Source organism: Actinoplanes oblitus (genome assembly GCF_030252345.1).
GTDB classification, from domain to species: Bacteria; Actinomycetota; Actinomycetes; order Mycobacteriales; family Micromonosporaceae; genus Actinoplanes; species Actinoplanes oblitus.
In genome coordinates this window covers 3,295,594-3,318,546 of record NZ_CP126980.1, presented here as the reverse complement: position 1 = coordinate 3,318,546, position 22,953 = coordinate 3,295,594, and the positions used below count along the sequence as shown (strand labels likewise).

Here is a 22,953-nt window from a genome sequence, read left to right as displayed (position 1 = left end):
CGATCCGCGAAACCGCCCATCGGGGCACGGCCCGGGCACCGGTGCCGACGGCGTCAGAACGGGCCGGCGAGCCGCCCGGTCCAGCCGTGCAGCACCGCCGCCGGGTCGCTGCCCAGCACGTCGGCCAGCAGCGTGGCGTAGACGTCCCGGAAGTCCACGGTGTACTTCAGGTCGCCGTCGTCGAGGTCGGTCAGGCTGGGCGGCTCGCCGAACATCCCGCCGGTGATCCCGTCGCCGAGCAGGAACATGTCCGACGCGGTGCCGTGATCGGTGCCGTCCGAGGCGTTGGCCCGCACCCGCCTGCCGAACTCCGAGTAGACAGCGATCACCACGCCCTTCCCGGCCATCCGTTCCCGGAACGCCGCGAGCGGCTTGTCCAGCCGGGCCAGGATCGCCTGCTGGGCCACCTTGCCGTCGGCGTGCAGGTCGAACCCGCCCAGCGACACCGAGTACACCCGGGTGGCCACGCCCGCCTCGACACAGCGGGCGACCAGGGCGAGCTGCTGGTCCAGCGGCGGCGCGCCACCACCGGTCGCGGTGGCCGGGGCGTCGTCGTCCTCGGGCTCGTCCTCCGGCGTACCCTCGGCGACCCGGTCCATCAGATCACCGACCCGCACCAGATCGGCGAAACAGGCGGCCGCCCGGGCCGCCGCCGGCGACTCCCCCGGCGCGGCCGTGCCCAGCTCGGCGACCTGCGCCGAGGTGATCACGCCGGGCAGCTTCAGTTCACCGCCCGGCACCGTCGCGCCGGCGCTGGTCGCCCCGGCCAGCAGCGGCGGCAGCACCGGCTCGAACGACACGGCCAGCCGCGGGTCGCCGCCGGCCGCGTCCAGCCAGCGCCCCAGCCAGCCGGTGCTCTCCGGCCGCTCCGGCTGGGCGGTCTGCCAGATGTCCATCGAGCGGAAGTGGCTGCGGTCCGGCTTCGGATAGCCGACCCCGCGGACGATCGCCAGCCCGCCGTCCTGGTAGAGCCGGTGCAGCCCGGCCAGGCCCGGGTTGAGCGCGAAATGCTCGTCCAGGCGGAGCAGCTTCTCCGGCTCGTAGGCCAGGTCGGCGCGGGCCGCGGCGTAGGCGGGATCGGCGTACGGAATCAGGGTGTTCAATCCGTCATTGCCGCCGTAGAGGGTGACCAGCACCAGGGTCTTCGCGGCCGGGTCGCGGTCGCCGGCGGTGGCCAGCAGTTCGCTGAGCCCGAAGGCGCCACCGGCGACGGCCGCGGCGGCGCCGGTGACACCGCTCGCGATCAGGAACCGGCACCGGGTGAGCGTGTCCATCTGCTTGGTCCCCTCAGTGCACTGTGTATTCGGGGCTGGCCAGGCCGAGCGCCAGCAGCCGCTTCGGGTCCGTCACGTCGCGCAGCACCGCCGCGGTCCGGTCGCTCCAGCGGTCCACGACCAGCAGGTTCGCCAGCGCTTCCAGCCGGTCGCCGCGGGCGACCCGCTCGACAGCCGCCGGCGCGGCGGCGACCAGCCGCTGCGCGGCCCGCAGCCGGACCACCGTCGCCGAGGTGGTCAGCCAGGCCCGGTCGACGGGCCAGCCGCCCACCGACGGCGGCCGCAGCGGCACCTGCCCGAGGCCGCGCAGCACGCCGACGGCCTGTTCGGGCACCGGGACGCCGAGCTGCCGGACCGCGCCGAGCAGCCATTCGACCGGCTGCTTCACCAGCGTTCCGCTGGTCGCCGGGAACTCCGGATCGGTGCAGAGCGCGGTGAGCAGCGCTGTCGTGTCCCGCCCGGCGGCGGCGATCCGGGCGGTGGCGGCCGCGGACGGCGCGGTGCCGGCGCCGTAGCGGATCCACAGGCGACGGACCAGGAAGGGCAGGTGGGCCGGATGGCGGACGAGCAGGTCGGCGTAGCCGTCCACGTCCAGCGTCCCGGTGTGCCCGAGCAGCGTGACCGGCCGCCCGTCGTGCCGTTTCGGCGCCAGCCGGGCGACCCCGGCGGCCCGGTCGACCTGCCAGCCGGTCAGCACCCGGGCGCCGGCCTTGACGTCGTCCTCGCGGTACGCCCCGATCCCCAGCGTGAACAGCTCCATGAGCTCACGGGCCAGGTTCTCGTTCGGCGCCTTGCGGGTGTTCTTCTGGCCGTCCAGCCAGAGGATCAGGGCCGGGTCGCGCAGCATCGCCCGGACCAGCGGCCCGGTGTCCCCGTGGCCGTACCTGCGGAAGGTCGCCAGCTGTCCGAGCATGAGCGGCGCCGAGCGCACCTTGCGGACGCTGGTCGCCCAGTGCCCGTGCCAGAAGAAGGTGAGCTTCTCGGCCGCGCCGCCGGTCGCCAGTCGCTCCAGCCACCAGCGGGTCGCCATGGTCACCTGGTCCCGCCGCTGCTTCTTGGCCTCCTGCTTGTCGCCGGCCTGCATGTCGCCGGCCTGCATGTCGCCGGCCTGCTTGTCGCCGGCCTGCTTGTCGCCGGCCTGCTTGTCGCCGGCCTGCTTGTCGCCGGTCGGGCCCAGGTCCGGTCCGGGCACCGGGGCGGCGGGGGTCAGCAGGGTTCGCAGGGTGGCGTCGTGGCCGGCCCGCACCGCGGCGTCGACCTCGGCCGCGGTCGGGCCGAAGGTGAGCCTCCGGAGCAGGTGCGACACCCGGGTGCGATCGGTCATGACGGCGAAGGTAGGCCGGCTTTGTAAGGGCGGGGTAAGGGCGGGATCCGGACGGTGTCCGGCCCTCAGCTGCCCGCCGGACCGGCATGGGCCGGCTCCGGGACGGCGTCGGCCGGCTCCTCCGGCCCGGCATGGGCCGGCTCCGGGACGGCGTGAGCCGGCTCCGGGACGGCGTGAGCCGGCTCCGGGACGGCGTGAGCCGGCTCCGGGACGGCACCGGTGAGTTCCGGGTCGCCGCCGGTCACGAAGGCTCGCCTCGGGTGCCGCACCGAGGCGAGGGACACGATGTCCCGGCCGAACAGCGCCGCGGCCAGCCAGATGGCCAGTACCCGGACCTTGCGCTCCCAGCTCGGCACCGCGAGCACGTGGTAGCCCCGGTGCATCAGCCAGGCCGGGAAACCCTTGATCACGACGAACCTCCATTCGAAGATGCCCCGGCCCAGCCCGAGCGTGGCGACCGTGCCGAGACTGTGGTGCACGTAGTCCTCGGTGCGGCGCCCGCGCAGGTCGGCGAGAAGGTTGCGGGCCAGGTGCTTGCCCTGGCGGACCGCGTGCTGCGCGTTCGGCACGGTCGTCCGGCCGTCGCCGGCCGCGAGGTCCGGCACCGCCGCGTCGTCGCCGGCGCCCCAGGCGTCCGGTACCGGCGCGTCGGCGGTGCCGACCCGCAGGTCGGCCCGGACGACCAGCATCCCGCGGTCGTCGATCGGCAGGTCGGTGTGGTTGTGCACCATCGGGTTCGCCGCGTTTCCGGCGGTCCACACGATCAGGTCCGAGTCGAACTCCTCGCCGGTGGAGAGCACCACGTGCCCGTCCTCCGCCGACCGCACCAGCGTGCCGAGGTGCACGTGGGCGCCCCGCCGCTCCAGGGACCGGACCACCCACCGGCCCGACTTGCCGGAGACCTCGGGCAGGATCCGGTCACGGGCCTCCACCAGGTGGAAGCTCAACTCCGCGGGATCCAGCTCGGGATAACGCCGGACCAGCGACTGGGCCAGCGACAGCAGCTCGCCGAAACCCTCGACGCCGGAGAACCCGCCGCCCACGAAGGTCACCGTGAGCAGCCGTCGACGGCGGGGACCGGGCGGCAGGGTGGACGCCCTGTCGAACGCGGTGAGCAACTGGTCCCGGATGGCCACCGCCTCCTCCACGTGCTTGAGGCCGATCGCCTGGTCGGCCACTCCGGGAATGGCCAGCTTGCGGGTCACGGCGCCGGCGGTCACCACGATCACGTCGTACCGCAGGGGGTAGGCGGGGCCCTCGGCCGGACGGATCGTCACGGTGCGTGAGGCATGGTCGATGCGGACCACCGTACCGGAAATGATCTTGGTCTTCTTGAGGTGTCGTCGCTGCGAGACCGCGGCGTGGCGGGCCTCGACCGAGCCGGCCAGCACCTCGGGCAGGAAGGGCTGATAGGTCATGTACGGCCGCGGGTCGACCATCACCACCCGTGCCTCGTCGCGGCGGAGTTTTCGCTCCAGCCGCCATGCCGCGTAGAACCCGGCGTATCCACCGCCGACAACCAGAATCGTTCGCACGACAGTAGGACAGGTCAGGGGTTCCGGGGTGTGACGCCGGGTCGCCTAGGTCACAGATCCGCGCGGTCCTCCTGCTTCGCATTCCCGCTACCCCGGTCTTCTTCCCTCCGGGGCCGTCGCTCGCCAACCGTTCCCCCACCCGACCCGTTTCCGGCCCGCCTCGTTCCAACTCGACCCGTTTCCGGCCCGCCCCCGTTCCGACCCGACCCGTTTCCGACCCGACCCGTTTCCGGCCCGACCCGTTTCCGGCCCACTTGTCTTCGCGGCCGCCCGCCTTCACGCGCCGCCCGCGGTCCGTTGCGGGTCGCGGTCGGGCATGCCAGGCCCGGGAGGCTGCTGGTCACGGTCGCGGCCGCCACCCCGCGGTCCGCAGCCGATCACGGCCAGACCGCCACGCCCGGAAAGCTGCCGATCACCGTCGCGGCCGCCACCCACGGTCCGCAGCCGATCACGGTGACACGCAATCCGGTCGAGGTCCGCGATTCAGGTGGCGGTCCGCGAGCGCCGGGGTCAGTGCCGGTTACGGTACGCCGCAGCCCCGCCCCAGCTCGCGCTCAGCGCCGTCGTCCAGCTCGCAGTCCCGCTCTGTGCGCAAGCCAGGAACCGCAGCTGGCAACCACGGTGGTCTCATAGCCCCGGACACCACCACCACAACCAGCCCCAACCCCGCAGCTGGCAACCACGGTGGTCTCAAAGCCCCGGACACCACCACCACAACCAGCCCCAACCCCGCAGCTGGCAACCACGGTGGCCTCAACACCCCGGACACCACCACCACAACCAGCCGGGGCTGATCTTGAGGGGTAGCGCCGGGTGGTCGGACGACGGCGTACCGGGAAGCGGACTGCGGCCTGGGGCGGACAGCGAACCACGAGCGGCCCCCGCATCGGCCACGATCAACGGCGACACGACCGCGATCGGCGGCACCCGAGCCGGGGGCGCGGGTTCACAGCGCGACCCGGAAGGAGCATCCGGGGCATCAGCGGTGGATCGCCAGTCCGGGAAGGCCGGGGGAAGATGCCCGGGCGCGGCGCTGGGGTCGCACGCACCCGGACACACATAGATACGGATTCTGTCCGAAAAAGTTCAACTCATTTCGCGCGGCGATCTTCAGCCCGACAGCCTGCCGCGCCACGACGACCGCGGCCCGCTCAGCACCGACGGCCCGCCGGCGAAGCACCACACCGCGATCACCGGATCGCAGATCGCGCACCCCAGTGACGAGTCGTGCAGCATCGGGATGATCGGGTTCCCGGCGCGGTGGTGCAGCACGTCCCAGCCGGTGTGCAGCAGCCAGCCCACGCCGAGCCAGTGCCACGACTCCAGCCCCCGGTAGGCGACATAGGTCATCACCGCGCCGAACACGAACTCCCAGGCACCCAGGCCCCCACCACTCCAGTAGACCGCCCCGGCACCCGCCACCAGGACTGCGTTGAGCCTCTGCCGCGGCTGATCCGCGAGCAGCGACATGAGAAGGACATAGGCGATCCCCACCAGGATCGGACCGGCAACCGACATGCCCCCGAACCTAGGAATCCCGGCCGCCCCGCGACAGCGGCTGGAATGACGCATCCCAACGGGATCTGGCCAGACGGTTGATCGGCGGCCACCGGGGTAACGCCGGGACATGCGTCTCACCGTGAACGGGGCCCAGCACCACCTCGTCGGGCTGGATCCGCGCACCACCCTGCTCGACGTGCTGCGCGAGCGGCTGCATCTCACCGGCACCAAGAAGGGCTGCGACCACGGCCAGTGCGGCGCGTGCACGGTGCTGCTCGACGGGCGCCGGGTCAACAGCTGCCTGATCCTGGCGATCAGCCAGCAGGACGCCGAGGTCACCACGGTCGAGGGGCTCGGCCACCGGGGCGAACCGCACCCGGTGCAGCGGGGTTTCCTGGAGCACGACGGGTTCCAGTGCGGGTACTGCACGCCGGGGCAGATCTGCTCGGCGGTCGGGATGCTGGCCGAGGTGGCCCAGGGATGGCCGAGCGCGGTGACCGAGGATGACGAGGACCTGCTCACCGACGCGGAGATCCGGGAACGGATGAGCGGCAACCTGTGCCGCTGCGGCGCCTACCCGAACATGATCCCGGCGATCCGGGAGGCTGCCGCCGGATGAAGACCTTCGAGTACCGCACCGCCACCACCCCCGCCGACGGCCTCGCGCCGAACGCCGTCTTCCTGGCCGGCGGCACCAACCTGGTCGACCTGATGAAGCTGGGCGTCGCCACCCCGGACATCCTGGTCGACGTCAACCGGCTCCCCCTGCACGAGGTGGCCGAACTGCCCACCGGCGGACTCCGGATCGGGGCCGGCGTACGCAACAGTGATCTCGCGGCGGACCGCCGGGTCCGGACCGCCTACCCGGTGCTCAGCCAGGCCCTGCTCTCCGGCGCGTCCGGCCAGCTGCGCAACATGGCCACCACCGGGGGCAACCTGCTGCAACGCACCCGCTGCCGCTACTTCATGGACGCCGGCATGCCGTGCAACAAGCACCGGCCCGGCTCGGGTTGCCCGGCCCGCGACGGCGATCACCGCAACCTGGCCATCCTGGGCGGTTCGCCGGCCTGCGTGGCCACCCACCCCTCCGACATGGCGGTCGCGCTCACCGCCCTCGACGCGGTGGTCCAGGTCGACGGTCCGACCGGCAGGCGGGAGATCCCGGTGACCGAGTTGTATCGGCTGCCGGAGGACGCGCCGGAGCGGGACACCACACTGGAGCACGGCGAGTTGATCACGGCGGTGGACCTGCCGGCGCTGCCGGTGGCGGCTCGCTCGGCGTACCGGAAGGCTCGCGACCGGGCGTCGTTCGCGTTCGCCATCGGTTCGGTGGCGGCCGCCCTGGCGATCGAGGACGGCCTGGTCAGCGACGTGCGGCTGGCGTTCGGCGCGGTCGCGGCGAAGCCGTGGCGGGCGAGTGTCGCCGAGGCGGAACTGCGCGGCGGGCCGGCCACCCGGGAGCGGTTCCTGGCCGCCGCGGAGGCCGAACTGGCGGCCGCCCGGCCGCTGCGGGACAACGCGTACAAGATCCCGCTGATCCGGAACCTGACCGCGGCAGTGCTGACCTCGCTGAGCGGAGATGTCCGATGACGTCCATGCTGTCGCGCGCCGTCGGCACGCCCGTCGCGCGCCTGGAGGGACCGGCCAAGGTCTCCGGCGCGGCCCGCTACGCGGCGGAATACCCACAGGACCATTTAGCGTACGGCTGGATCGTCCCGTCCCCGGTCCCCCGCGGCCGCCTGGACGCCGTCCTCACCGACCCGGCCGCCGAGGACGTGCTCGCCGTCCTCTGGCACGGCAACGCCCCGCGCCTGCGGCGATCCGACGATCCGGAGCTGGCCGTGCTGCAGTCCGACCGGATCGCCTACCGCGGTCAGCCGGTCGCCCTGGTCGTGGCCACCAGCCCGGAGGCCGCCCGGCAGGCCGCCCAGCTGGTCCAGCTGGACATCACCGCCGAGGACCACGACGTCGCGCTGCGCACCGACCACCCTGATCACTACCGGCCGGAGAAGGTCAATCCGGACGTGCCGGCCGACACCGCCGAGGGTGACGTCGAGGCCGCCCTGGCCGCCGCGCCGGTCAGCCTGGACGTCACCTACACGGTCCCGGCGCTGCACAACAACCCGATGGAGCCGCACGCCACGATCGGCCGCTGGGACGGCGACGAGCTGGTCCTGTACGACTCCAACCAGCACCCGTCCGGCATCGCCGAAGCCGTCGGCGCGGTCTTCGGTCTCACCGCCGAGCGGGTGCACGTGATCACCGAGCACGTCGGCGGCGGTTTCGGCTCGAAGGGCACCGCCCGGCCGAACGCCGTGCTGGCCGCGATGGGCGCCTGGGTCACCGAACGCCCGGTCCAGCTCGCCCTCCCCCGCCAGGCGATGTTCAGCGTCGTCGGGCACCGCGCCCCGACCGTCCAGCGGCTCCGGCTCGGTGCCGGCTCCGACGGCACGCTGACCGCCATCGATCACCAGACCTGGACGCAGACCAGCCGCCTCTTCGAGTTCGTCGAGTCGGCGTCGGTGGTGACCCGCTCGATGTACCCGGTACCGCACCTGCGCACCGCGCACCGGGTCGTCCCGCTGGACATGCCCACCCCGCGCTGGATGCGCGCGCCCGGTGAGGCACCCGGGATGCTGGCCCTGGAGTGCGCCGTCGACGAACTCGCCGCCGAGCTGGGCGCCGACCCGCTCGACTTCCGGATCCGGGCGGCGCGTCCCGGGCACGCCGCCTGCCTGCGCGCCGGCGGTGAGCGGTTCGGCTGGTCCGGCCGGGACCCGCGGCCCCGCCGGCGCCGCGAGGGCGACTGGTGGATCGGCACCGGGGTGGCCGCCGCGACCCATCCGGCCATGGCGATGCCGTCCACCGCGCGGGTCCGGGCCCTGCCCGACGGCGGCTATGAGGTGGCGATCGGCGCGGCCGACCTGGGCACCGGCGCGCGTACCGTGCTGGCCCAGATCGCCGCCGACGAGCTGGACGTGCCGGTCGAGCGGGTCCGGATCCGGATCGGCGACAGCACCCTGCCGGCGGCGTCGGTGGCCGGCGGCTCGTCCGGCAGCGCGTCCTGGGGCTGGGCCGTGACCGGCGCCTGCCGCCTGCTGCGAGCCGAGGATCGCGAGGAGGCGGTCTTCGACACCACCGACCTGGTCGAGCGGCAGAACCGCAAGGACCGGCAGGCCTGCGGCGCGCACTTCGCCGAGGTACGCGTCGACGCCGTCACCGGCGAGGTCCGCGTCTCCCGCCTGTTCGGCATGTACGACGCCGGGCGCATCCTCAACCCGCGCACCGCCCGCGCCCAGTTCGTCGGCGGCATGATCATGGGGATGGGCATGGCCCTGCACGAGGAGTCGGTCCTCGACCCCGCCGTCGGCACCTGGGTCAATCACGACCTGGCCGAATACCACATCCCCACGCACGCCGACGTCGAGTGGATCGACGCCGCCTGGCTGGACACCCCGGACGACGACCTCAACCCGCTCGGCGCCCGCGGCATCGGCGAGATCGGCATCGTCGGCTCCCCCGCCGCCATCCTCAACGCGATCTGGCACGCCACCGGCACCCGCATCCGCCACCTGCCCGCCCGCCCCGACAAACTCCTCGCATGACCGGCTCCCTCGCGCGGCGCTAGCATTATCCGGCAGACGGCGTCCCCGGCGAGGATGCCTGCTGGCCGGAACGAGGAGCGGCACGGTTGGATCTGATCGAGGCGCGTGGACTCGCCGCCGGGCTGATGGCCAGGCACGGGCTCACCAGGTGGCGACTCACCTTCGACGACGCCAAGACGCGGGCCGGCGTCTGCCGCATGGAACGCCGCGAGATCGGCCTGTCCCGCCCGCTGATCAGGCTGTACTCCGCCGAGCAGGTCACCGAGACGGTCCTGCACGAGATCGCCCACGCGCTCGCCGGCCCCGGTCACGGCCACGACGCCACCTGGCGCGAGATCGCCGTCCGGATCGGCTGTTCCGGGCGTCGCTGCGTCCCGGAGGACGCGCCCCGGGTGGACGGCGCCTGGGAGGGCGTCTGCCGCTCCGGCCACCGCACCACCGCCCACCGCCGCCCGGTCCGGGTCCGCTCCTGCCGCCAGTGTTCCCGCGCCTTCGACCGTTCCGCCCTGTTCGCCTGGACCTACCGCGGCCACCCCGCCCCGCTGCACCCCGGCTACGTCGCCGAGCTGGGCCGCCTGCGCACCGCCGCCACCCCGGCCCCGGGTCTCACCGTCGGCGCCCGGGTCCGCCTCAAGGGCGCCGGGAAATACGGCGGCCTGGTCGGCACCATCGTCAAACAGGGCCGCAGCCGCTACCAGGTGCAGACCCGGAAGGGCCTGCTCAACGCCTCCTTCGCCATGGTCGAGCCGGCCTCCTGACGCCGAGGATCCCCGGCACCGCGCACGGCCCGCTCCGCTTGCGCTCCGCCATTTCCGGTACGCCCGCAGCCGCGCCCCGCCGAGCCCCTCCACGAGACCGCCCGCTCCGCCACTTCCGAGACGCCCGCAGCCGCGCCTCTGCTCGTGGCCGCCCGCTCCGTCACTTCCGGAACGCCCGGAGCCGGGCCCCTCCGCGTGGCTGCCGCGCCCGAGGCCGCCACGCGCGCCCGAAACTGCCACGCGCGCCGGAGCCGGCCGGCTGGTCGACCGGCCGTGCGGGCCGGCCCGCTATTCGTTGATCAGCATTTCGCCGGCGGACAGGTAATGGCGGCCGAAATCCTGCGGCCGGGAATACGTCAGGGTCGATCGGGACAGCGCGGACATCTGCCGCACCGCCTCCCGCAGATCATTCCCGGCGTCCGGATTGGCGGCCAGGAATGCGGCGATCCGCTGTCGCCAATCGGTGCGGACGGCGTCCGCCACCGCCCCGGCGCCACCGCCGCGGGCCACCGGCACGTCGCCGCAGCCACGGGCCACCGGCACGTCGCCGCCGCCGCGGGCCATCGCCACGATCCGCTCCGCGCCGTCCAGCGCCTCCCGCACGCCGCCGGCCTGATCAGGGGCGTTGCGCTGCCACACCCCGGCGAGCAGCGACCGGGCCGGCCGCCACGCCGCGGTGCCCATCAGGGCGACGAGCGTGGTGGCGGCGGAGGTGGCGAGCATGTCGCAATCGGCAGCCATGGCGCACTCCGAGATGATGATCGACCGTGACGTGACGGCGAATTCTATGGCCGAGCCGGTCAAGGTCGTAACTCGAAACCGGCGGTCCACGGCTCAATCATTCTTTCCAGACCGTCGGGGGCCGGAGTGGTGCGGCGGGAACGGTGCTCCGGGCGTACCGGAAATGGGTCTAGAGGGACAGCAACTCGGAGACCTGCGGGGCATAGGTGGTGTGCAGGACCAGGGCGGCGGCGCCGACGACAGCGGCGTCGGCGCCGAGCGGGGAGACCTCGACCCGGACGGTGCGGATGTCGCGGGCCAGCGGGCGGGTGCCGAGGGCGTCCGCGACGGCTGTGCGGAATCGGTCTTCGAGGTGGCGCAGGCCGTGACCGCCGAGGACCACCAGATCGATGTCGAGGATGTTGGCGACGTTCACCACGGCGGTGGCGAGGTGGCCGGCGGCCGTCTCGACAGCGGCCACCGCGACCGGGTCGCCGGCCAGCGCGGCCTGCCGGACGGTGTCGTAGTCGGCCAGCCCGGTCGCCGCGACCAGTGCCTTCGGGCTGATCAGGCTCTCCAGGCAGCCGCGGTTGCCGCAGTAGCAGAGCGCGCCGCCGGGCTGCACCGACTGGTGCCCGAACTCGGCGGCGTTCATCGAGCCGCCGCGGTAGACCTGATGGCCGAGGATCAGTCCGCCGCCCACCCCGGCGCCGAAGAAGAAGTAGGCGAAATCGGCCACACCGCGCCCGGCGCCGGCCCAGCACTCACCGATCGCGGCGGCCGTGGCGTCGTTGTCCAGAGTGACCGGCAGGCCGGTGGCCTCGGCGAGCATGTCCTTGATCGGCACCCGGGTCCAGCCGAGCAGCTGTGGCGGCCCGACCAGCGAGCCGAGGGCCTGGTCGATCGGGCCGGGAGTGGCCAGCCCCAGGCCGAGCACCCGGCGGCGGTCCACGCCGGGCGTGCCGAGCACCTCGCCGACCAGCCCGGTGACCGCCGTGACCACCTCGCCGGGGGTGGCGCCCGGCCGGACCGGCTGCTGCCGGGTGACCAGCGGGCGGCCGAGCAGGTCGGCGACCACACAGGACAGCTGGGACGGGTCGAAGTGGACGCCGACGGCGAGCCCGGCGGCCGCGTTGACCCGCAGCTTGGTGCGCGGCTTGCCGCCGTTGGAGACGGTGGCGCCGTCCTCGCGGACGATGCCCTCGCCGATCAGGCGCCGGACGATGCCGGACACCGTCTGGGGGGTCAGGCCGGTCAGCTCGGCGATCTCCACCCGGCTGATGCCGTCGGCCAGCTGGATCTGATCGAGGACGACGGCCCTGTTGTACTGGCCGACTTTCGGCAGGTTGGTTCCTGTTCGCCGCACCGGAGAAACGCCTCCCGGTCTGCTTCCGTGACGCGTTACGAGATTGATGCCGACCATGATGCCACCGGCCCGTTGACTTAGTAAATAAATAAGATTTACAGTCTGGAAACGCCGACGTCATCGACTTCGATCTTTGCGTAACCCCTGTTGGGAGGCGGCATGGGTGCTGCTCCGCCATTGCTGGAGATGCGGTCGATAACCAAGACCTTCCCCGGCGTCACGGCACTGTCCGATGTGAACCTGACCGTCCGGGATGGCGAGATCCACGCGATCTGCGGGGAGAACGGCGCCGGCAAGTCGACACTGATGAAGGTGCTCAGCGGCGTCCATCCGCACGGGTCGTACACGGGCTCGATCGTCTATCGCGGCGCGGAGGCGAGGTTCCCCGACATCCGGGCCAGCGAACACGCCGGGATCGTGATCATCCACCAGGAGCTGGCGCTGGTTCCCGGCATGTCGATCACCGAGAACATCTTCCTGGGCAACGAGCCGCGCCGGTTCGGCCGCATCGACTGGAAGGCGGCGAACAGCAAGGCGCTGCGGCTGATGGCCGAGGTCGGGTTGAAAGAGGATCCGGACACCCTGGTGAAGGACATCGGGGTCGGCAAACAGCAACTCGTCGAGATCGCCAAGGCGTTCGCCAAGGATGTGCAATTACTGATCTTGGATGAGCCCACCGCGGCGCTGAACGAGACCGACTCCCGGCATCTCCTCGAACTGCTGCGCGGTTTCAAGAAACGCGGCATCACGTCGATCATGATTTCGCACAAGCTGAACGAGATCGAGGCGATCGCCGACGCGATCACCATTCTGCGCGACGGCAGGACCATCGAGACCATCGAGGTGGCGCGCGACGGCGCGGACGAGGACCGGATCGTGCGCGGCATGGTGGGGCGGGACCTGGGCAGCCGGTTCCCGGCGCACGAGCCGCGGATCGGCGAGGTGTTCTTCGAGGTACGCGACTGGACCGTCCGGCACCCGATCTCGACCGAGCGCCTGGTCTGCAAGAACTCCAGTTTCACGGTGCGGCGCGGGGAGATCGTCGGGTTCGCCGGGCTGATGGGGGCCGGGCGCACCGAGCTGGCGATGAGCCTGTTCGGCCGCTCGTACGGGGTCTGGCTGGGCGGGCGGGTGATCAAGGACGGCGAGGAGATCCAGCTGCGGTCGGTGCCCGAGGCGATCGCGCACGGCCTGGCGTACGTCAGCGAGGATCGCAAAGCCGTCGGCCTCAACCTGCTCGACGACGTGAAGACCTCGATCGTCGCCGCCAAGCTCTCGAAGATCACCCGCAACGGGGTGATCGACGAGGCGGCCGAGTACCACGAGGCCGAGGCGTACCGGCGCAGCCTGCGGATCAAGACGCCGACCGTCGACGAGGGGGTCACCAAGCTCTCCGGCGGCAACCAGCAGAAGGTCGTCCTGGCCAAGTGGATGTTCACCGACCCGGACCTGCTGATCCTCGACGAGCCGACCCGGGGCATCGACGTCGGCGCCAAGTACGAGATCTACGGCATCATCCAGCGCCTGGCCGCCGAGGGCCGCGGCGTCGTGCTGATCTCCTCCGAGCTGCCCGAGCTGATCGGGCTCTGCGACCGGATCTACACGGTGTTCGAAGGCGCCATCACCGGGGAGCTGCCGGGCCGGGACGCCGACCCGGAACTCCTGATGAAGCAGATGACCTCCACGAAGAAGCTGGCCACCTCATGAGTCGGATGACAGAGCTGCAGAAGAACCTGTTCGGGGGCACCACCTCGAACGCCCGCCAGTTCGGCATGATCTTCACGCTGATCGCCGTCATCGTGTACTTCCAGATCCGGACCGACGGGATCATCCTCACCTCCGGCAATCTGATCGCGCTGACCCAGCAGTACGCGTACATCTCGGTGCTGTCCATCGGCATGCTCATGGTGATCGTCGCCGGGCACATCGACCTGTCGGTCGGCTCGGTGGCCGCGTTCACCGGCATCGTGGTGGCCAAGGCGATGGCCGAGCACGACGTGCCCTGGCCGGCCGGGATCCTGCTCGGCCTGCTCGTCGGCGCGGCGATCGGCGCCTGGCAGGGCTTCTTCGTGGCGTACGTCGGCATCCCGGCGTTCATCGTCACGCTCGCCGGCATGCTGCTGTTCCGCGGCGGCAACCAGTACATCGGCAACGCCGACACGGTACCGGTGCCGGCCGGCTTCCGGACCATCGGCGCCGGCTACCTGCCCGAGGTCGGGCCGGACACCGGGTACAACAACCTGACCCTGCTGCTCGGGCTGGTCGCCTGCGTCGCGGTGGTCTGGCGGGAGCTGCGCGCCCGCCAGGTCCGCAAGCAGATGGAGGGCGCCCGGCCGACGCCACTGTGGATCTCGGTGATCCGGATGGCGGTGATGATCGGTGTGATCGTCTTCGCCACGCTGCGATTCGCCGGTGGACGGGTCGGCACCAGCTTCCCGATCTCCGGCATCATCCTGGCCGTCCTGGTGCTCGGCTACTCCTTCTACACCCGCAACACCTCCGGCGGCCGGCACATCTACGCGGTCGGCGGCAACTCCCGGGCCGCCGAACTGTCCGGTGTGAAACTCCGCCGCGTCAACTTCCTGGTCATGATGAACATGGGTGTGCTGGCCGCACTGGCCGGCATGATCTTCGTGGCCCGGTCCACGGCCTCCGGACCGCAGGACGGGCTGAACTGGGAGCTGGACGCGATCGCCGCCGTGTTCATCGGGGGCGCGGCGGTCGCCGGAGGGCTGGGCACGATCGGCGGCGCCATCGTCGGCGGTCTCGTCATGGCAGTGCTCACCAACGGCCTGCAGCTGACCGGCACCGGCACCGACATGATCCAGATCATCAAGGGACTGTTCCTGCTCGCCGCCGTCGCCCTGGATGTCTACAACAAGAAACAGGGCCGCTTCTCGATCGTCGGCGCCCTGATGCGCCAGTTCCGCACCGGCCCCTCGGCGTCGTCCGAGGAGGCCGCCGCACCCGATCGCGAGAAGGCCCGCATCTAGAAGGGTTGCATGCACGTGCGCACATTCCTGATCAAAAGTCTGGCTGTCGGCGCCACCGCGGTGCTCGCGCTGACCGCCTGTTCCAACGAACGCGACAAGTCCGGGAGTGACACCGGCGGCAGCGGCACCGCGGCCAAGGGCTTCCCCGCCGACTCGCTGATCGGGGTCGCCCTGCCGTCGAAGACGTCGGAGAACTGGGTGCTCGCCGGTGACCTGTTCACCAACGGCCTCAACGGCGCCGGCTTCAAGTCCGACGTCCAGTACGCCGGCGCCTCCACCACCGTCGCCGACCAGCAGAACCAGATCACCGCGATGGTCACCAACGGCGCCAAGGTGATCGTGATCGGCGCGACCGACGCGGCGCAGCTCTCCACCCAGGTGGCCGCCGCCAAGCAGGCCGGCGCGGTGGTCATCGCGTACGACCGGTTGATCACCCAGACGCCGGACGTGGACTACTACATCGCGTTCGACAACTTCAAGGTCGGCCAGCTGCAGGGCCAGGCACTGCTGGACGGGATGAAGGCCAAGAAGCCGAAGGGCCCGTACACCATCGAGCTGTTCTCCGGCTCGCCCGACGACAACAACTCCGGCGTGTTCTTCAACGGCGCGATGGACGTGCTCAAGCCGGCCATCGACAAGGGCGAGGTGATCGTCGGCTCCGGCCAGAAGGAGATCAAGCAGACCGCCACCCAGGGCTGGAAGGCGGAGAACGCGCAGAGCCGGATGGACGCCCTGCTCAACTCCACCTACACCAGCGGCAAGACGCTGGACGGCGTGCTCTCGCCGAACGACACCCTGGCCCGGGCGATCATCACCTCGGTCAAGGGCGCCGGCAAGCCGATCCCGGTCGTCACCGGGCAGGACTCCGAGGTCGAGTCGGTCAAGTCCATCATGGCCGGTGAGCAGTACTCGACGATCAACAAGGACACCCGCAAGCTGGTCGCCGAGACGGTGAACATGGTGAAGACCCTGCAGGCCGGGAACACGCCGCAGGTCAACGACACGAAGTCGTACGACAACGGGGTGAAGGTGGTGCCGGCGTTCCTGCTGCCGCCGGTCATCGTCACCAAGGCCAACGCCGCCCAGGCCTACGCCGACGACCCGAAACTGGGTCCGCTCACCAAGTAGCCACGATGCACGCCGGGGCGTCACCCTTCCGCGACGCCCCGGCCCGGCCCCGTCCCCCGCTGCCGGTAGGAAGCCCCGTCCATTCCGCACCCTGCCCTCCGGAGCCGGCGGGACCCGGCGACGGGCGTACCGGAAAACAGCGCAACGGAAGCGGGAGCGCGCCGTGAGTCACCGGCGGATCGGTCATCCCGGTGGTTTCCGGGATGAGTCGCTCGTATCACAGTGGGATACCTCAGACCAAGCGGTTTCCGGCCGACTGACAGGTAACTCGGCTCGGGAGAATCCATGCGTATCGGTGATATGAGCGTCGGCAAGCGGCTCGGCGCGTCCTACCTCGTCCTCACCACCCTCATCGTCACCTCGGCCAGCGTCGGCTGGTGGGGCATGCGGCAGCAGACCAGCACCGAGAAGAAGCTGGCGGCGCTGGAGCAGCTGCGTGACGACATCCAGGAGGTCAAGTTCAACGCCGCGGACGTGACCGGCTGGCAGGCCCTGGTCGTCGCGGACGCGGGCGCCTACGGGTACGCCTACGCCACCGGGCCGGACGGGTACAACCGGCAGGGCGAGATGAAGTCCAAGGACGCCATCTACGCCGGGCTCGAGTCGGCGCACACCGGTGACATGACAGCGGCCGAGCGGGCCCGGTTCGCCGAGCTCGGGCCGGCCTGGGACGGCTTCTTCACCTGGGACAGCAAGGTGATGGAGTGGCTGTCGTCGGACAGCCGAGCCGGCCGGGTCAAGGCGATGGACAGCATCAACGGCGGGGACGCCGGGGCGGCGTACGGAAAGGTCCTGAAGATCACCGCGGACCTGGACAAGTCGGTCAACGACCGGGCCGCCGCGTTGCGTGCCGAGGTGCAGCGGGTCCGCGACGCGGCGCTGCGGATGCTCGCCATCGCGCTGGGCCTGGCGGTGGTCCTGGCCGTGCTGATGGGCATCTGGGTGACCCGCTCGGTGACCGGCCCGCTCGCCCGGGTCGTCGCCGCGCTGAAGCGGCTCGCCGAGCGGGACCTGACCGTACGCGTCGTGCTCGACCGCCGCGACGAGCTCGGCCGGCTCGGTGAGGCGGTGAACCGGACCGCCGAGTCGCTCAGCGAGACGATGACGGCGATCGCCGGGCACGCCGGCACCGTCTCCACCGCCTCGGGTGAGCTGTCCGAGGTCTCCGCGCGGATCGCCGCGGCCAGCAGCGAGATGGACAGCCAGGCCACCGCGGTGGCGGACTCGGCCGACCACGTCTCCGGCAACGTGCAGACCCTGCAGGCCGGCAGCTCGGAGATGACCCAGGCGATCGACGAGATCGCCCGCAACGCCGGCGAGGCCGCCAAGGTGGCCGGCGAGGCGGTCGGCGTCGTCGACCGCACCAACCAGACCGTCGGCAAGCTCGGCGAGTCGTCCGCGGAGATCAGCAAGGTGGTCGCGATGATCACCGCGATCGCCGAGCAGACCAACCTGCTCGCGCTGAACGCGACGATCGAGGCGGCCCGGGCCGGTGAGCTGGGCAAGGGCTTCGCGGTGGTGGCCGGCGAGGTGAAGGAGTTGTCGCAGGAGACCGCGAAGGCGACCGACGAGATCAGCCGGCTGGTCCAGGCGATCCAGACCGACTCGGCCGACGCGGTCGGCGCGATCGGCCAGATCGGCGAGGTGGTGGCCCGGATCAGCGACTTCCAGACGCTGATCGCGGCGGCCGTCGAGGAGCAGACCGCCACGACCAGCGAGATGGGCCGCAACGTCGCCGAGGTGGCGGACAGCAGCAGCTCGATCGCCACCAGCATCGCCGGGGTGGCGACCGCTGTCGGCACCACCACGGCGGTCGTCAACCAGGCTCAGCAGAACGCGGCGAACCTCGCCCGGACCAGCAGCGAGCTGCACGAACTGGTCGCCGGCTTCACGCTCTGAGCAGCGGCAACAGCTGATCGCCCTGCCTCCCGATCTCCGGGAGGTAGGGCGTGTCGGACAGCACGAAGTGACTGATCCCCAGGTCCTGGTACTTGCGCAGGGACTTGGCCACGTCCTGCGCCGAGCCGACCAGCCAGGTGGTCCCGGCGCCGCCGCCACCGAACCGGCCCGGCGCGGTGTACAGGTTGTCGTCCAGGACCTCGCCGCGCCCGGCGAGATCGAGCAGCCGCTGCTGCCCGACCGCGCCGCCGCGGATCGGGTCCACCCGAGGCTCCCGGGCCATCTCGGCGACCTTCGCCTCGGCGTCCGCCCAGGCCTGCTCGGTCGTGTCGCGGACCAGCGTGGTCACTCGCAACCCGAACTCCAGTGGCCGATGTTCGCGGCCCAGCTCACGGCTGAGCTGCCGGAGGCGGTCGATTCTTTCCCGTACGCCATCCAGCGGCTCACCCCAGAACAGTTGCACGTCCGCCTCCGCCGCGGCCACCCGCTCGGCCGCCTCGGAGGCGCCACCGAAGTACAACCGGGGCGGCTCGGCCGGCCGGTGCACCACGGTGGCGCCGGCGACCTGGAAGTGCTCGCCCTGGAAGGTGACGTTCTCCTCGGTCCACAGCCGGCGCACGAGGCGCAGGAACTCGTGGGTCCGGGCGTACCGGTGGGCCTGGTCCCCCTCGGAGTCGCCGTAGGCGGCGAGGTTGTCCTTCCCGGACACCACGTTGATCAGCACCCGGCCGCCGCTGAGGTGCTGCAGGGTCGCGGCGGCCGAGGCGAAGTGCGCCGGCCGCCAGTACCCGGGGCGGATGGCGATCAGCGGCCGGAACGTGGTGGTGCGCGCGGCGACCGCGGTGGCCACCGTGAAGGTGTCCGGGCGCCCCCAGCCGGTGCCGAGCAGGGCACCGCCCCAGCCGTGCCGCTCACAGGCCAGCGCGTGGCTGGTCAGCGTGTCCAGACTGTTGTGCCCCTCGACCACGTCGTCGCCGCGGTGTCCGGGACGGTCCTGGTTGGGGATGTACCAGAGGAAGGTGGAACTCATCGGCGGCCTCCCGGCATATTTCCTATTGTCTCTATAGATAATATATGGAACCTCGCCGGCGCAACTCGCGCCCGGAGCGCCTCGGCCCGGCTTCGCGGCGGGTCACCGGTGCCATAACGTGACTCCATGACGTTCCGCGGCTGGCCGGTGGAGGCGCTCGAGTTCTACGAGGGGCTCGCCGCCGACAACTCGAAGACGTACTGGACCAAGCACCTGGAGTTCTACGAGCAGCGGGTGCGCGGGCCGATGGTGGAGCTGCTGGCCGCGCTGAAGCCGGAGTTCGGGCCGGGAAAGATCTTCCGGCCCTATCGGGACGTGCGGTTCAGCAAGGACAAGTCGCCGTACAAGACGCACCTGGGTGCGTGGCTGAGCGCGGGCGGGTACCTCCAGCTCTCCGCGGACGGGCTGGCGGCCGGCTCCGGGTGTTACCAGATGGATGCCGGGCAGCTGGAGCGCTATCGGCGCGCGGTCGCGGACGAGCGGACCGGCACGGAGCTGACCGCTGTCATCGCGGGGATCGAGAGGGCCGGGATCGGCGTGCGGGGGCACGGCAGCCTGAAGACCGCGCCCCGGGGCTTTCCAAAAGATCATCCGCGGGTGGAGCTGCTGCGCCACAAGGGCCTGACCACCTGGCAGGAGTGGCCACCGGCGGCGTGGCTGGGTACCGCCGCGGCCCAGAAGCGGATCGTCGGCTTCCTCCGCGGGAGCCTGCCGCTGCGGCACTGGCTGGACGAGAACGTCGGGCCGCAGACCGCGATTTAGGACGGACGGTGGCCGCAATTCGGGGCACGCTTACCGTATGAGTCTTGAGATTGCTCGCGAGGTTCAGATCACCTTCGACTGTGCCGACCCGGCGGGGCTGGCCGCGTTCTGGGCGGAGGCACTCGGCTATCGGCTCCAGGCGCCGCCGCCCGGTTTCGCGTCCTGGGAGCAGGCGCTGGAGGCGATGAACATCCCGCCGGAACGGCGCAACGACGCCAGCGCGGTGGTCGACCCGAAAGGCGCCGGGCCGCGGGTGTTCTTCCAGCGGGTGCCGGAGGGCAAGACCGCCAAGAACCGGGTGCACCTCGACCTGCGGGCGGCACCCGGGCTGGCCGGGGAGGAGCGGATGGCGGCCCTGGAGGCGGAGGCGGTGCGGCTCGCCGGGCTCGGGGCGACCCGGGTGAGCCGGCGGGAGCCGGCGCCGCCGCTGGAGGGCGGGCACATCGTGATGACCGATCCGGAGGGCAACGAGTTCTGCCTGGACTGAGCACCGGCCGCCGATCCGGGGCCGGGAGCGCCGCCGGCCCCGGATCGGCGCGCGGTGGGCGTACCGGAAAGCGGTTCACGGGTTTCGGGTCTTCTGGATGGTCTCGGCCAGGCGCCTGATGCGGCGCAGGCGGGCGTCCCAGGCGGAACCCACCGCGGTGAGCTGGGCCACCGCCCGGGCGAGTTGCCGGTCGTCCACGTGGTACCGCCTCTCCCGGCCGGCGGGCGTGGAACGGACCAGGCCGACCCGGTCGAGGACGCCGAGGTGCTTGGCGACCGCCTGGCGGGTGACGGTCAGCCGGCTGCTCAGCGTGGTGGCGGTGCCGCCGCCCTCGGCGAGCAGCAGGTCGAGCATCTGGCGCCGGGTCGGATCGCCGATCGCCGACCACAGATCGTCGTCGACGGCCGCGGTCACGACCGCGCCCGCAGGGTGGCGAGGTAGGGCTGGAGCCGCGGCAGGAAGTGATCCCAGCCGGTGACGTGCTCCCGGTAGCTCTGCTCCAGCACGGCCAGCGACCAGCCGCGCTCGCGGAATCCGGTCTCGGTCATCCGCAGCAGCGTCCCGCCCCCGGACGGCGTCAGCTCGAAGGTGACCAGGAACGAGTTGCCCTCGGCAGCCACCTCACCCCGCGCGTGGGTCCAGCGGAAGGCGAACAGCTTCGGCGGGATCGCGTCGACGACGGTGAACTGCTCCACGTGGCTGTCGCCGAAGGTGATCGTGCCGGTCCCGCCGGGCGACGGCTCGTAGTCGGCGTCGTCCGGCCACCAGCCCTTGACATGCTCGGGGCTGCTGACCACCTCGAAGACCACCTCCGGCGTGGCGTCGACGTAGATCTCCCGCTCGATCGTGCCCAGCTCCACGACAACCTCCCGCGACGTCGCTGAACCCCGCGGCTGGTGCTCATGGTGGTGTCCGCGGCGCGGACACCACCATGAGCACCAGCCCGGGGGTTGCGGCCCACGCTAGGCGACCCGCGCGCGATGCGCAACCTTTAGTTGCATGTATGGCGGGCGCGTCCAGCATGCGGACGTCTTTCCCGGCGCAACTATCGCACTGCGGACGTTCGCGCAGCTCAGGGACGCGCGGAAGGGCCACGGAGGTGGCGCAGCCGCGCAGGACTTCCACTTTTCCTATGAGGTTAATAGGTTTCTCGCCGTGCAGGGGATGACACCGCAACCGCGGACGACGGCGCTGACCGAGGCGCGCCGCCGCCGGGCCGACCGGGCCCGGCAGGTCGCCGACGTGCTGCGCCACCAGGTGCTGGGCGGGGCGTTCGGCGACGGCGCGCTGCCCGGCGAGGCGGCGCTGTGCCGCGACTACGCCGCCTCCCGCAACACCGTGCGCGAGGCGCTCGGGCTGCTCGCCGCCGAGGGCCTGGTGGAGCGGCTGCCCGGGGTGGGCACGCTGGTCGTCTCGGCGAAGTACGGGCACGGGCTGAACCGCCTGGCCGGGCTCGCCGAAACCCTGCGCGAGCACGGCGAGATCACCAACGAGGTACGCACGCTGACCGTGATCCGCCCGCCGGCCGTGGTGGCCCGGCGGCTGCGGGTGCCGGACGGCGAGCGGGTGGTCTACCTGGAACGGGTTCGCCGGCTCAACGGGGTGCCGGTCTCGCTCGACCTGACCTACCTGCCGCAGGACATCGGCGTCCCGCTGCTCGGCGAGGATCTCGCCCATCGCGACGTGTTCGCGCTGATCGAGGAGTCGACCGGGCAGAGCCTGGGGCACGCGGACGTGAGCGTGGAGGCGGTCAACGCGGACCCGCACTGCGCCGCCCTGCTCGACGTGACCGACCGGGCGGCGCTGCTGATGGTCGAGCGGGTCACCCATCTGGCCGACGGCCGCCCGGTGGACCTGGAGTGGATCCGCTTCCGGGGGGACCGGCTGACCCTGCAGACGCGGCTTCGCCGGGGTTCGCCGGGCCACCTCACCGCGATGCCACCCGACGCCCGGCACCGGGCCGGCTGACCCGGACAACGAGCGCCCGACGCCCCGCACCAGGCCAGGACAACGAGCTGCCCGACGCCCCGCACCAGGGCGGCTGACCAGGACAACGAGCGGCCCGGGACCGCCCGGGGCGGGAAGCCGATGCCGGCCGGACGGGTGCGGGGTTGGCACGTCGCAACCACCCGCGGACGTCGCCCTTGCGGGCCGGGCGTTCGGGACGCGCCAGCGTCCTGCCCGGCCCGCAAGGGTCCCTGGCGGGAGCGGCGATCAGTGATCAGCGCGGCCCGAGTCAGCAATCTCTTGATCTTGATAATCGAGACCGAAACATGGAGGAACAATGCTGGTCAACCAGCGGGTCGACGTCCCGGTGACGATCGACAGAAGTCTCTGCATCGACGAGTGCACGCTCTGCGTGGACATGTGCCCGCTGGACTCCCTGGCCATCGACCCGGAGACCAGCAAGGCCTACATGCACGTCGACGAGTGCTGGTACTGCGGTCCGTGCGCCGCGCGCTGCCCCACCGGCGCGGTCACCGTCAACATGCCGGTGCTGATCCGATGAGCGCGCGGAAGAAGGCGGGCGCCGCCGCGGGAAGCGGCCGGAGCACGGTCGCGGGAAGCGGCC

At 71.7% G+C, this 22,953-nt stretch carries 20 protein-coding genes and 2 pseudogenes; 13 read left to right on the top strand and 9 right to left on the bottom strand.

The genetic code is table 11. The annotated features are described in order from the left end of the window. Positions 1-53: 53 nt before the first annotated feature. On the bottom strand, positions 54-1,274 hold the full coding sequence (locus tag Actob_RS14825; RefSeq protein WP_284920753.1) for a DUF1501 domain-containing protein: 1,221 nt from the start codon (positions 1,272-1,274) through the stop codon (positions 54-56). 13 nt (positions 1,275-1,287) lie between these two features. Beyond that, complete coding sequence (locus tag Actob_RS14820) at positions 1,288-2,598, bottom strand: DUF1800 domain-containing protein (protein WP_284920752.1); 1,311 nt, start codon at positions 2,596-2,598, stop codon at positions 1,288-1,290. Between the two features lie 86 nt (positions 2,599-2,684). Here Actob_RS14820 and Actob_RS44015 point away from each other — a divergent pair. Continuing rightward, positions 2,685-2,777: pseudogene (locus tag Actob_RS44015) on the top strand (hypothetical protein); the annotation flags it as partial. Between the two features lie 417 nt (positions 2,778-3,194). Here Actob_RS44015 and Actob_RS44010 read toward each other — a convergent pair. Together Actob_RS44010 and Actob_RS14810 are read right to left on the bottom strand one after the other, a co-directional pair. After that, positions 3,195-4,133 (bottom strand): annotated as a pseudogene (locus Actob_RS44010) (NAD(P)/FAD-dependent oxidoreductase); the annotation flags it as partial. Between the two features lie 1,110 nt (positions 4,134-5,243). After that, positions 5,244-5,651 (bottom strand): DUF6010 family protein, encoded by a 408-nt coding sequence (locus Actob_RS14810; RefSeq protein WP_284920750.1) that lies wholly within the window; start codon positions 5,649-5,651, stop codon positions 5,244-5,246. 109 nt (positions 5,652-5,760) lie between these two features. On the opposite strand from Actob_RS14810, the gene Actob_RS14805 reads away from it, so the two are divergent. From Actob_RS14805 to Actob_RS14790, 4 genes are all read left to right on the top strand, one after another. Next, positions 5,761-6,252 (top strand): (2Fe-2S)-binding protein, encoded by a 492-nt coding sequence (locus Actob_RS14805; RefSeq protein WP_284920749.1) that lies wholly within the window; start codon positions 5,761-5,763, stop codon positions 6,250-6,252. Continuing rightward, positions 6,249-7,223: an FAD binding domain-containing protein gene (locus tag Actob_RS14800; RefSeq protein WP_284920748.1), complete on the top strand. Its 975-nt coding sequence runs from the start codon at positions 6,249-6,251 to the stop codon at positions 7,221-7,223. Before Actob_RS14805 ends, Actob_RS14800 begins: the two co-directional genes overlap by 4 nt. Next, positions 7,220-9,238, top strand: coding sequence for a xanthine dehydrogenase family protein molybdopterin-binding subunit (locus Actob_RS14795; RefSeq protein ID WP_284920747.1), 2,019 nt, complete (start codon positions 7,220-7,222; stop codon positions 9,236-9,238). Before Actob_RS14800 ends, Actob_RS14795 begins: the two co-directional genes overlap by 4 nt. An 86-nt stretch (positions 9,239-9,324) precedes the next feature. After that, positions 9,325-9,996, top strand: coding sequence for a SprT family zinc-dependent metalloprotease (locus Actob_RS14790; protein WP_284920746.1), 672 nt, complete (start codon positions 9,325-9,327; stop codon positions 9,994-9,996). A gap of 288 nt (positions 9,997-10,284) precedes the next feature. Here the strand turns inward: Actob_RS14790 and Actob_RS14785 are convergent, their stop codons facing one another. Together Actob_RS14785 and Actob_RS14780 are read right to left on the bottom strand one after the other, a co-directional pair. Next, on the bottom strand, positions 10,285-10,737 hold the full coding sequence (locus tag Actob_RS14785) for a hypothetical protein (protein WP_284920745.1): 453 nt from the start codon (positions 10,735-10,737) through the stop codon (positions 10,285-10,287). Between the two features lie 169 nt (positions 10,738-10,906). Continuing rightward, a complete protein-coding gene (locus Actob_RS14780; RefSeq protein WP_284920744.1) occupies positions 10,907-12,082 on the bottom strand; it encodes an ROK family transcriptional regulator in 1,176 nt (391 codons plus the stop codon). A 159-nt stretch (positions 12,083-12,241) separates the two neighbouring features. On the opposite strand from Actob_RS14780, the gene mmsA reads away from it, so the two are divergent. From mmsA to Actob_RS14760, 4 genes are all read left to right on the top strand, one after another. Further along, positions 12,242-13,789: a multiple monosaccharide ABC transporter ATP-binding protein gene (gene mmsA, locus Actob_RS14775; RefSeq protein WP_284920743.1), complete on the top strand. Its 1,548-nt coding sequence runs from the start codon at positions 12,242-12,244 to the stop codon at positions 13,787-13,789. 5 nt (positions 13,790-13,794) lie between these two features. Then, positions 13,795-15,075, top strand: coding sequence for a multiple monosaccharide ABC transporter permease (mmsB, locus tag Actob_RS14770; protein WP_284920742.1), 1,281 nt, complete (start codon positions 13,795-13,797; stop codon positions 15,073-15,075). A 9-nt stretch (positions 15,076-15,084) separates the two neighbouring features. Then, the gene (locus Actob_RS14765; protein WP_284920741.1) at positions 15,085-16,203 is read left to right on the top strand and encodes a substrate-binding domain-containing protein; all 1,119 of its coding nucleotides are present in this window, start codon (positions 15,085-15,087) and stop codon (positions 16,201-16,203) included. Positions 16,204-16,488: 285 nt separating this feature from the next. Beyond that, positions 16,489-18,102 carry a methyl-accepting chemotaxis protein gene (locus Actob_RS14760; protein ID WP_284920740.1) on the top strand — a complete coding sequence of 538 codons (1,614 nt, stop codon included), beginning with the start codon at positions 16,489-16,491 and terminating at the stop codon, positions 18,100-18,102. Here the strand turns inward: Actob_RS14760 and Actob_RS14755 are convergent. Then, on the bottom strand, positions 18,092-19,132 hold the full coding sequence (locus tag Actob_RS14755; RefSeq protein WP_284920739.1) for an LLM class flavin-dependent oxidoreductase: 1,041 nt from the start codon (positions 19,130-19,132) through the stop codon (positions 18,092-18,094). The two genes, Actob_RS14760 and Actob_RS14755, sit on opposite strands and share 11 nt — an antisense overlap. Before the next feature lie 126 nt (positions 19,133-19,258). Here Actob_RS14755 and Actob_RS14750 point away from each other — a divergent pair, with 126 nt between their 5' ends. Together Actob_RS14750 and Actob_RS14745 are read left to right on the top strand one after the other, a co-directional pair. After that, a complete protein-coding gene (locus Actob_RS14750; RefSeq protein WP_284920738.1) occupies positions 19,259-19,894 on the top strand; it encodes a DUF2461 domain-containing protein in 636 nt (211 codons plus the stop codon). 37 nt (positions 19,895-19,931) lie between these two features. Continuing rightward, complete coding sequence (locus Actob_RS14745) at positions 19,932-20,381, top strand: VOC family protein (RefSeq protein WP_284920737.1); 450 nt, start codon at positions 19,932-19,934, stop codon at positions 20,379-20,381. A gap of 75 nt (positions 20,382-20,456) precedes the next feature. On the opposite strand, the gene Actob_RS14740 is transcribed toward Actob_RS14745, so the two are convergent. Further along, positions 20,457-20,735, bottom strand: a complete 279-nt coding sequence (locus tag Actob_RS14740; RefSeq protein WP_284922325.1) for an ArsR/SmtB family transcription factor — start codon at positions 20,733-20,735, stop codon at positions 20,457-20,459. Positions 20,736-20,791: 56 nt separating this feature from the next. Continuing rightward, positions 20,792-21,241: an SRPBCC domain-containing protein gene (locus tag Actob_RS14735; RefSeq protein ID WP_284920736.1), complete on the bottom strand. Its 450-nt coding sequence runs from the start codon at positions 21,239-21,241 to the stop codon at positions 20,792-20,794. A gap of 304 nt (positions 21,242-21,545) precedes the next feature. Between Actob_RS14735 and Actob_RS14730 the strand changes: the two genes are divergently transcribed. Both Actob_RS14730 and Actob_RS14725 read left to right on the top strand, forming a co-directional pair. Beyond that, a complete protein-coding gene (locus Actob_RS14730) occupies positions 21,546-22,349 on the top strand; it encodes a GntR family transcriptional regulator (RefSeq protein WP_284920735.1) in 804 nt (267 codons plus the stop codon). 316 nt (positions 22,350-22,665) lie between these two features. Next, the gene (locus Actob_RS14725) at positions 22,666-22,890 is read left to right on the top strand and encodes a 4Fe-4S dicluster domain-containing protein (RefSeq protein ID WP_284920734.1); all 225 of its coding nucleotides are present in this window, start codon (positions 22,666-22,668) and stop codon (positions 22,888-22,890) included. Positions 22,891-22,953 lie beyond the last annotated feature (63 nt).

Excerpts from the sequence above, each read along its gene's own strand:
- Actob_RS14825 (WP_284920753.1), bottom strand. The coding sequence starts at position 1,274 with ATGGACACGCTCACCCGGTGCCGGTTCCTGATCGCGAGCGGTGTCACC.
- Actob_RS14820 (WP_284920752.1), bottom strand. The coding sequence starts at position 2,598 with ATGACCGATCGCACCCGGGTGTCGCACCTGCTCCGGAGGCTCACCTTC.
- Actob_RS14810 (WP_284920750.1), bottom strand. The coding sequence starts at position 5,651 with ATGTCGGTTGCCGGTCCGATCCTGGTGGGGATCGCCTATGTCCTTCTC.
- Actob_RS14805 (WP_284920749.1), top strand. The coding sequence starts at position 5,761 with ATGCGTCTCACCGTGAACGGGGCCCAGCACCACCTCGTCGGGCTGGAT.
- Actob_RS14800 (WP_284920748.1), top strand. The coding sequence starts at position 6,249 with ATGAAGACCTTCGAGTACCGCACCGCCACCACCCCCGCCGACGGCCTC.
- Actob_RS14795 (WP_284920747.1), top strand. The coding sequence starts at position 7,220 with ATGACGTCCATGCTGTCGCGCGCCGTCGGCACGCCCGTCGCGCGCCTG.
- Actob_RS14785 (WP_284920745.1), bottom strand. The coding sequence starts at position 10,737 with ATGGCTGCCGATTGCGACATGCTCGCCACCTCCGCCGCCACCACGCTC.
- mmsA (WP_284920743.1), top strand. The coding sequence starts at position 12,242 with ATGGGTGCTGCTCCGCCATTGCTGGAGATGCGGTCGATAACCAAGACC.
- mmsB (WP_284920742.1), top strand. The coding sequence starts at position 13,795 with ATGACAGAGCTGCAGAAGAACCTGTTCGGGGGCACCACCTCGAACGCC.
- Actob_RS14765 (WP_284920741.1), top strand. The coding sequence starts at position 15,085 with ATGCACGTGCGCACATTCCTGATCAAAAGTCTGGCTGTCGGCGCCACC.
- Actob_RS14760 (WP_284920740.1), top strand. The coding sequence starts at position 16,489 with ATGCGTATCGGTGATATGAGCGTCGGCAAGCGGCTCGGCGCGTCCTAC.
- Actob_RS14755 (WP_284920739.1), bottom strand. The coding sequence starts at position 19,132 with ATGAGTTCCACCTTCCTCTGGTACATCCCCAACCAGGACCGTCCCGGA.
- Actob_RS14750 (WP_284920738.1), top strand. The coding sequence starts at position 19,259 with ATGACGTTCCGCGGCTGGCCGGTGGAGGCGCTCGAGTTCTACGAGGGG.
- Actob_RS14745 (WP_284920737.1), top strand. The coding sequence starts at position 19,932 with ATGAGTCTTGAGATTGCTCGCGAGGTTCAGATCACCTTCGACTGTGCC.
- Actob_RS14740 (WP_284922325.1), bottom strand. The coding sequence starts at position 20,735 with ATGCTCGACCTGCTGCTCGCCGAGGGCGGCGGCACCGCCACCACGCTG.
- Actob_RS14730 (WP_284920735.1), top strand. The coding sequence starts at position 21,546 with ATGACACCGCAACCGCGGACGACGGCGCTGACCGAGGCGCGCCGCCGC.
- Actob_RS14725 (WP_284920734.1), top strand. The coding sequence starts at position 22,666 with ATGCTGGTCAACCAGCGGGTCGACGTCCCGGTGACGATCGACAGAAGT.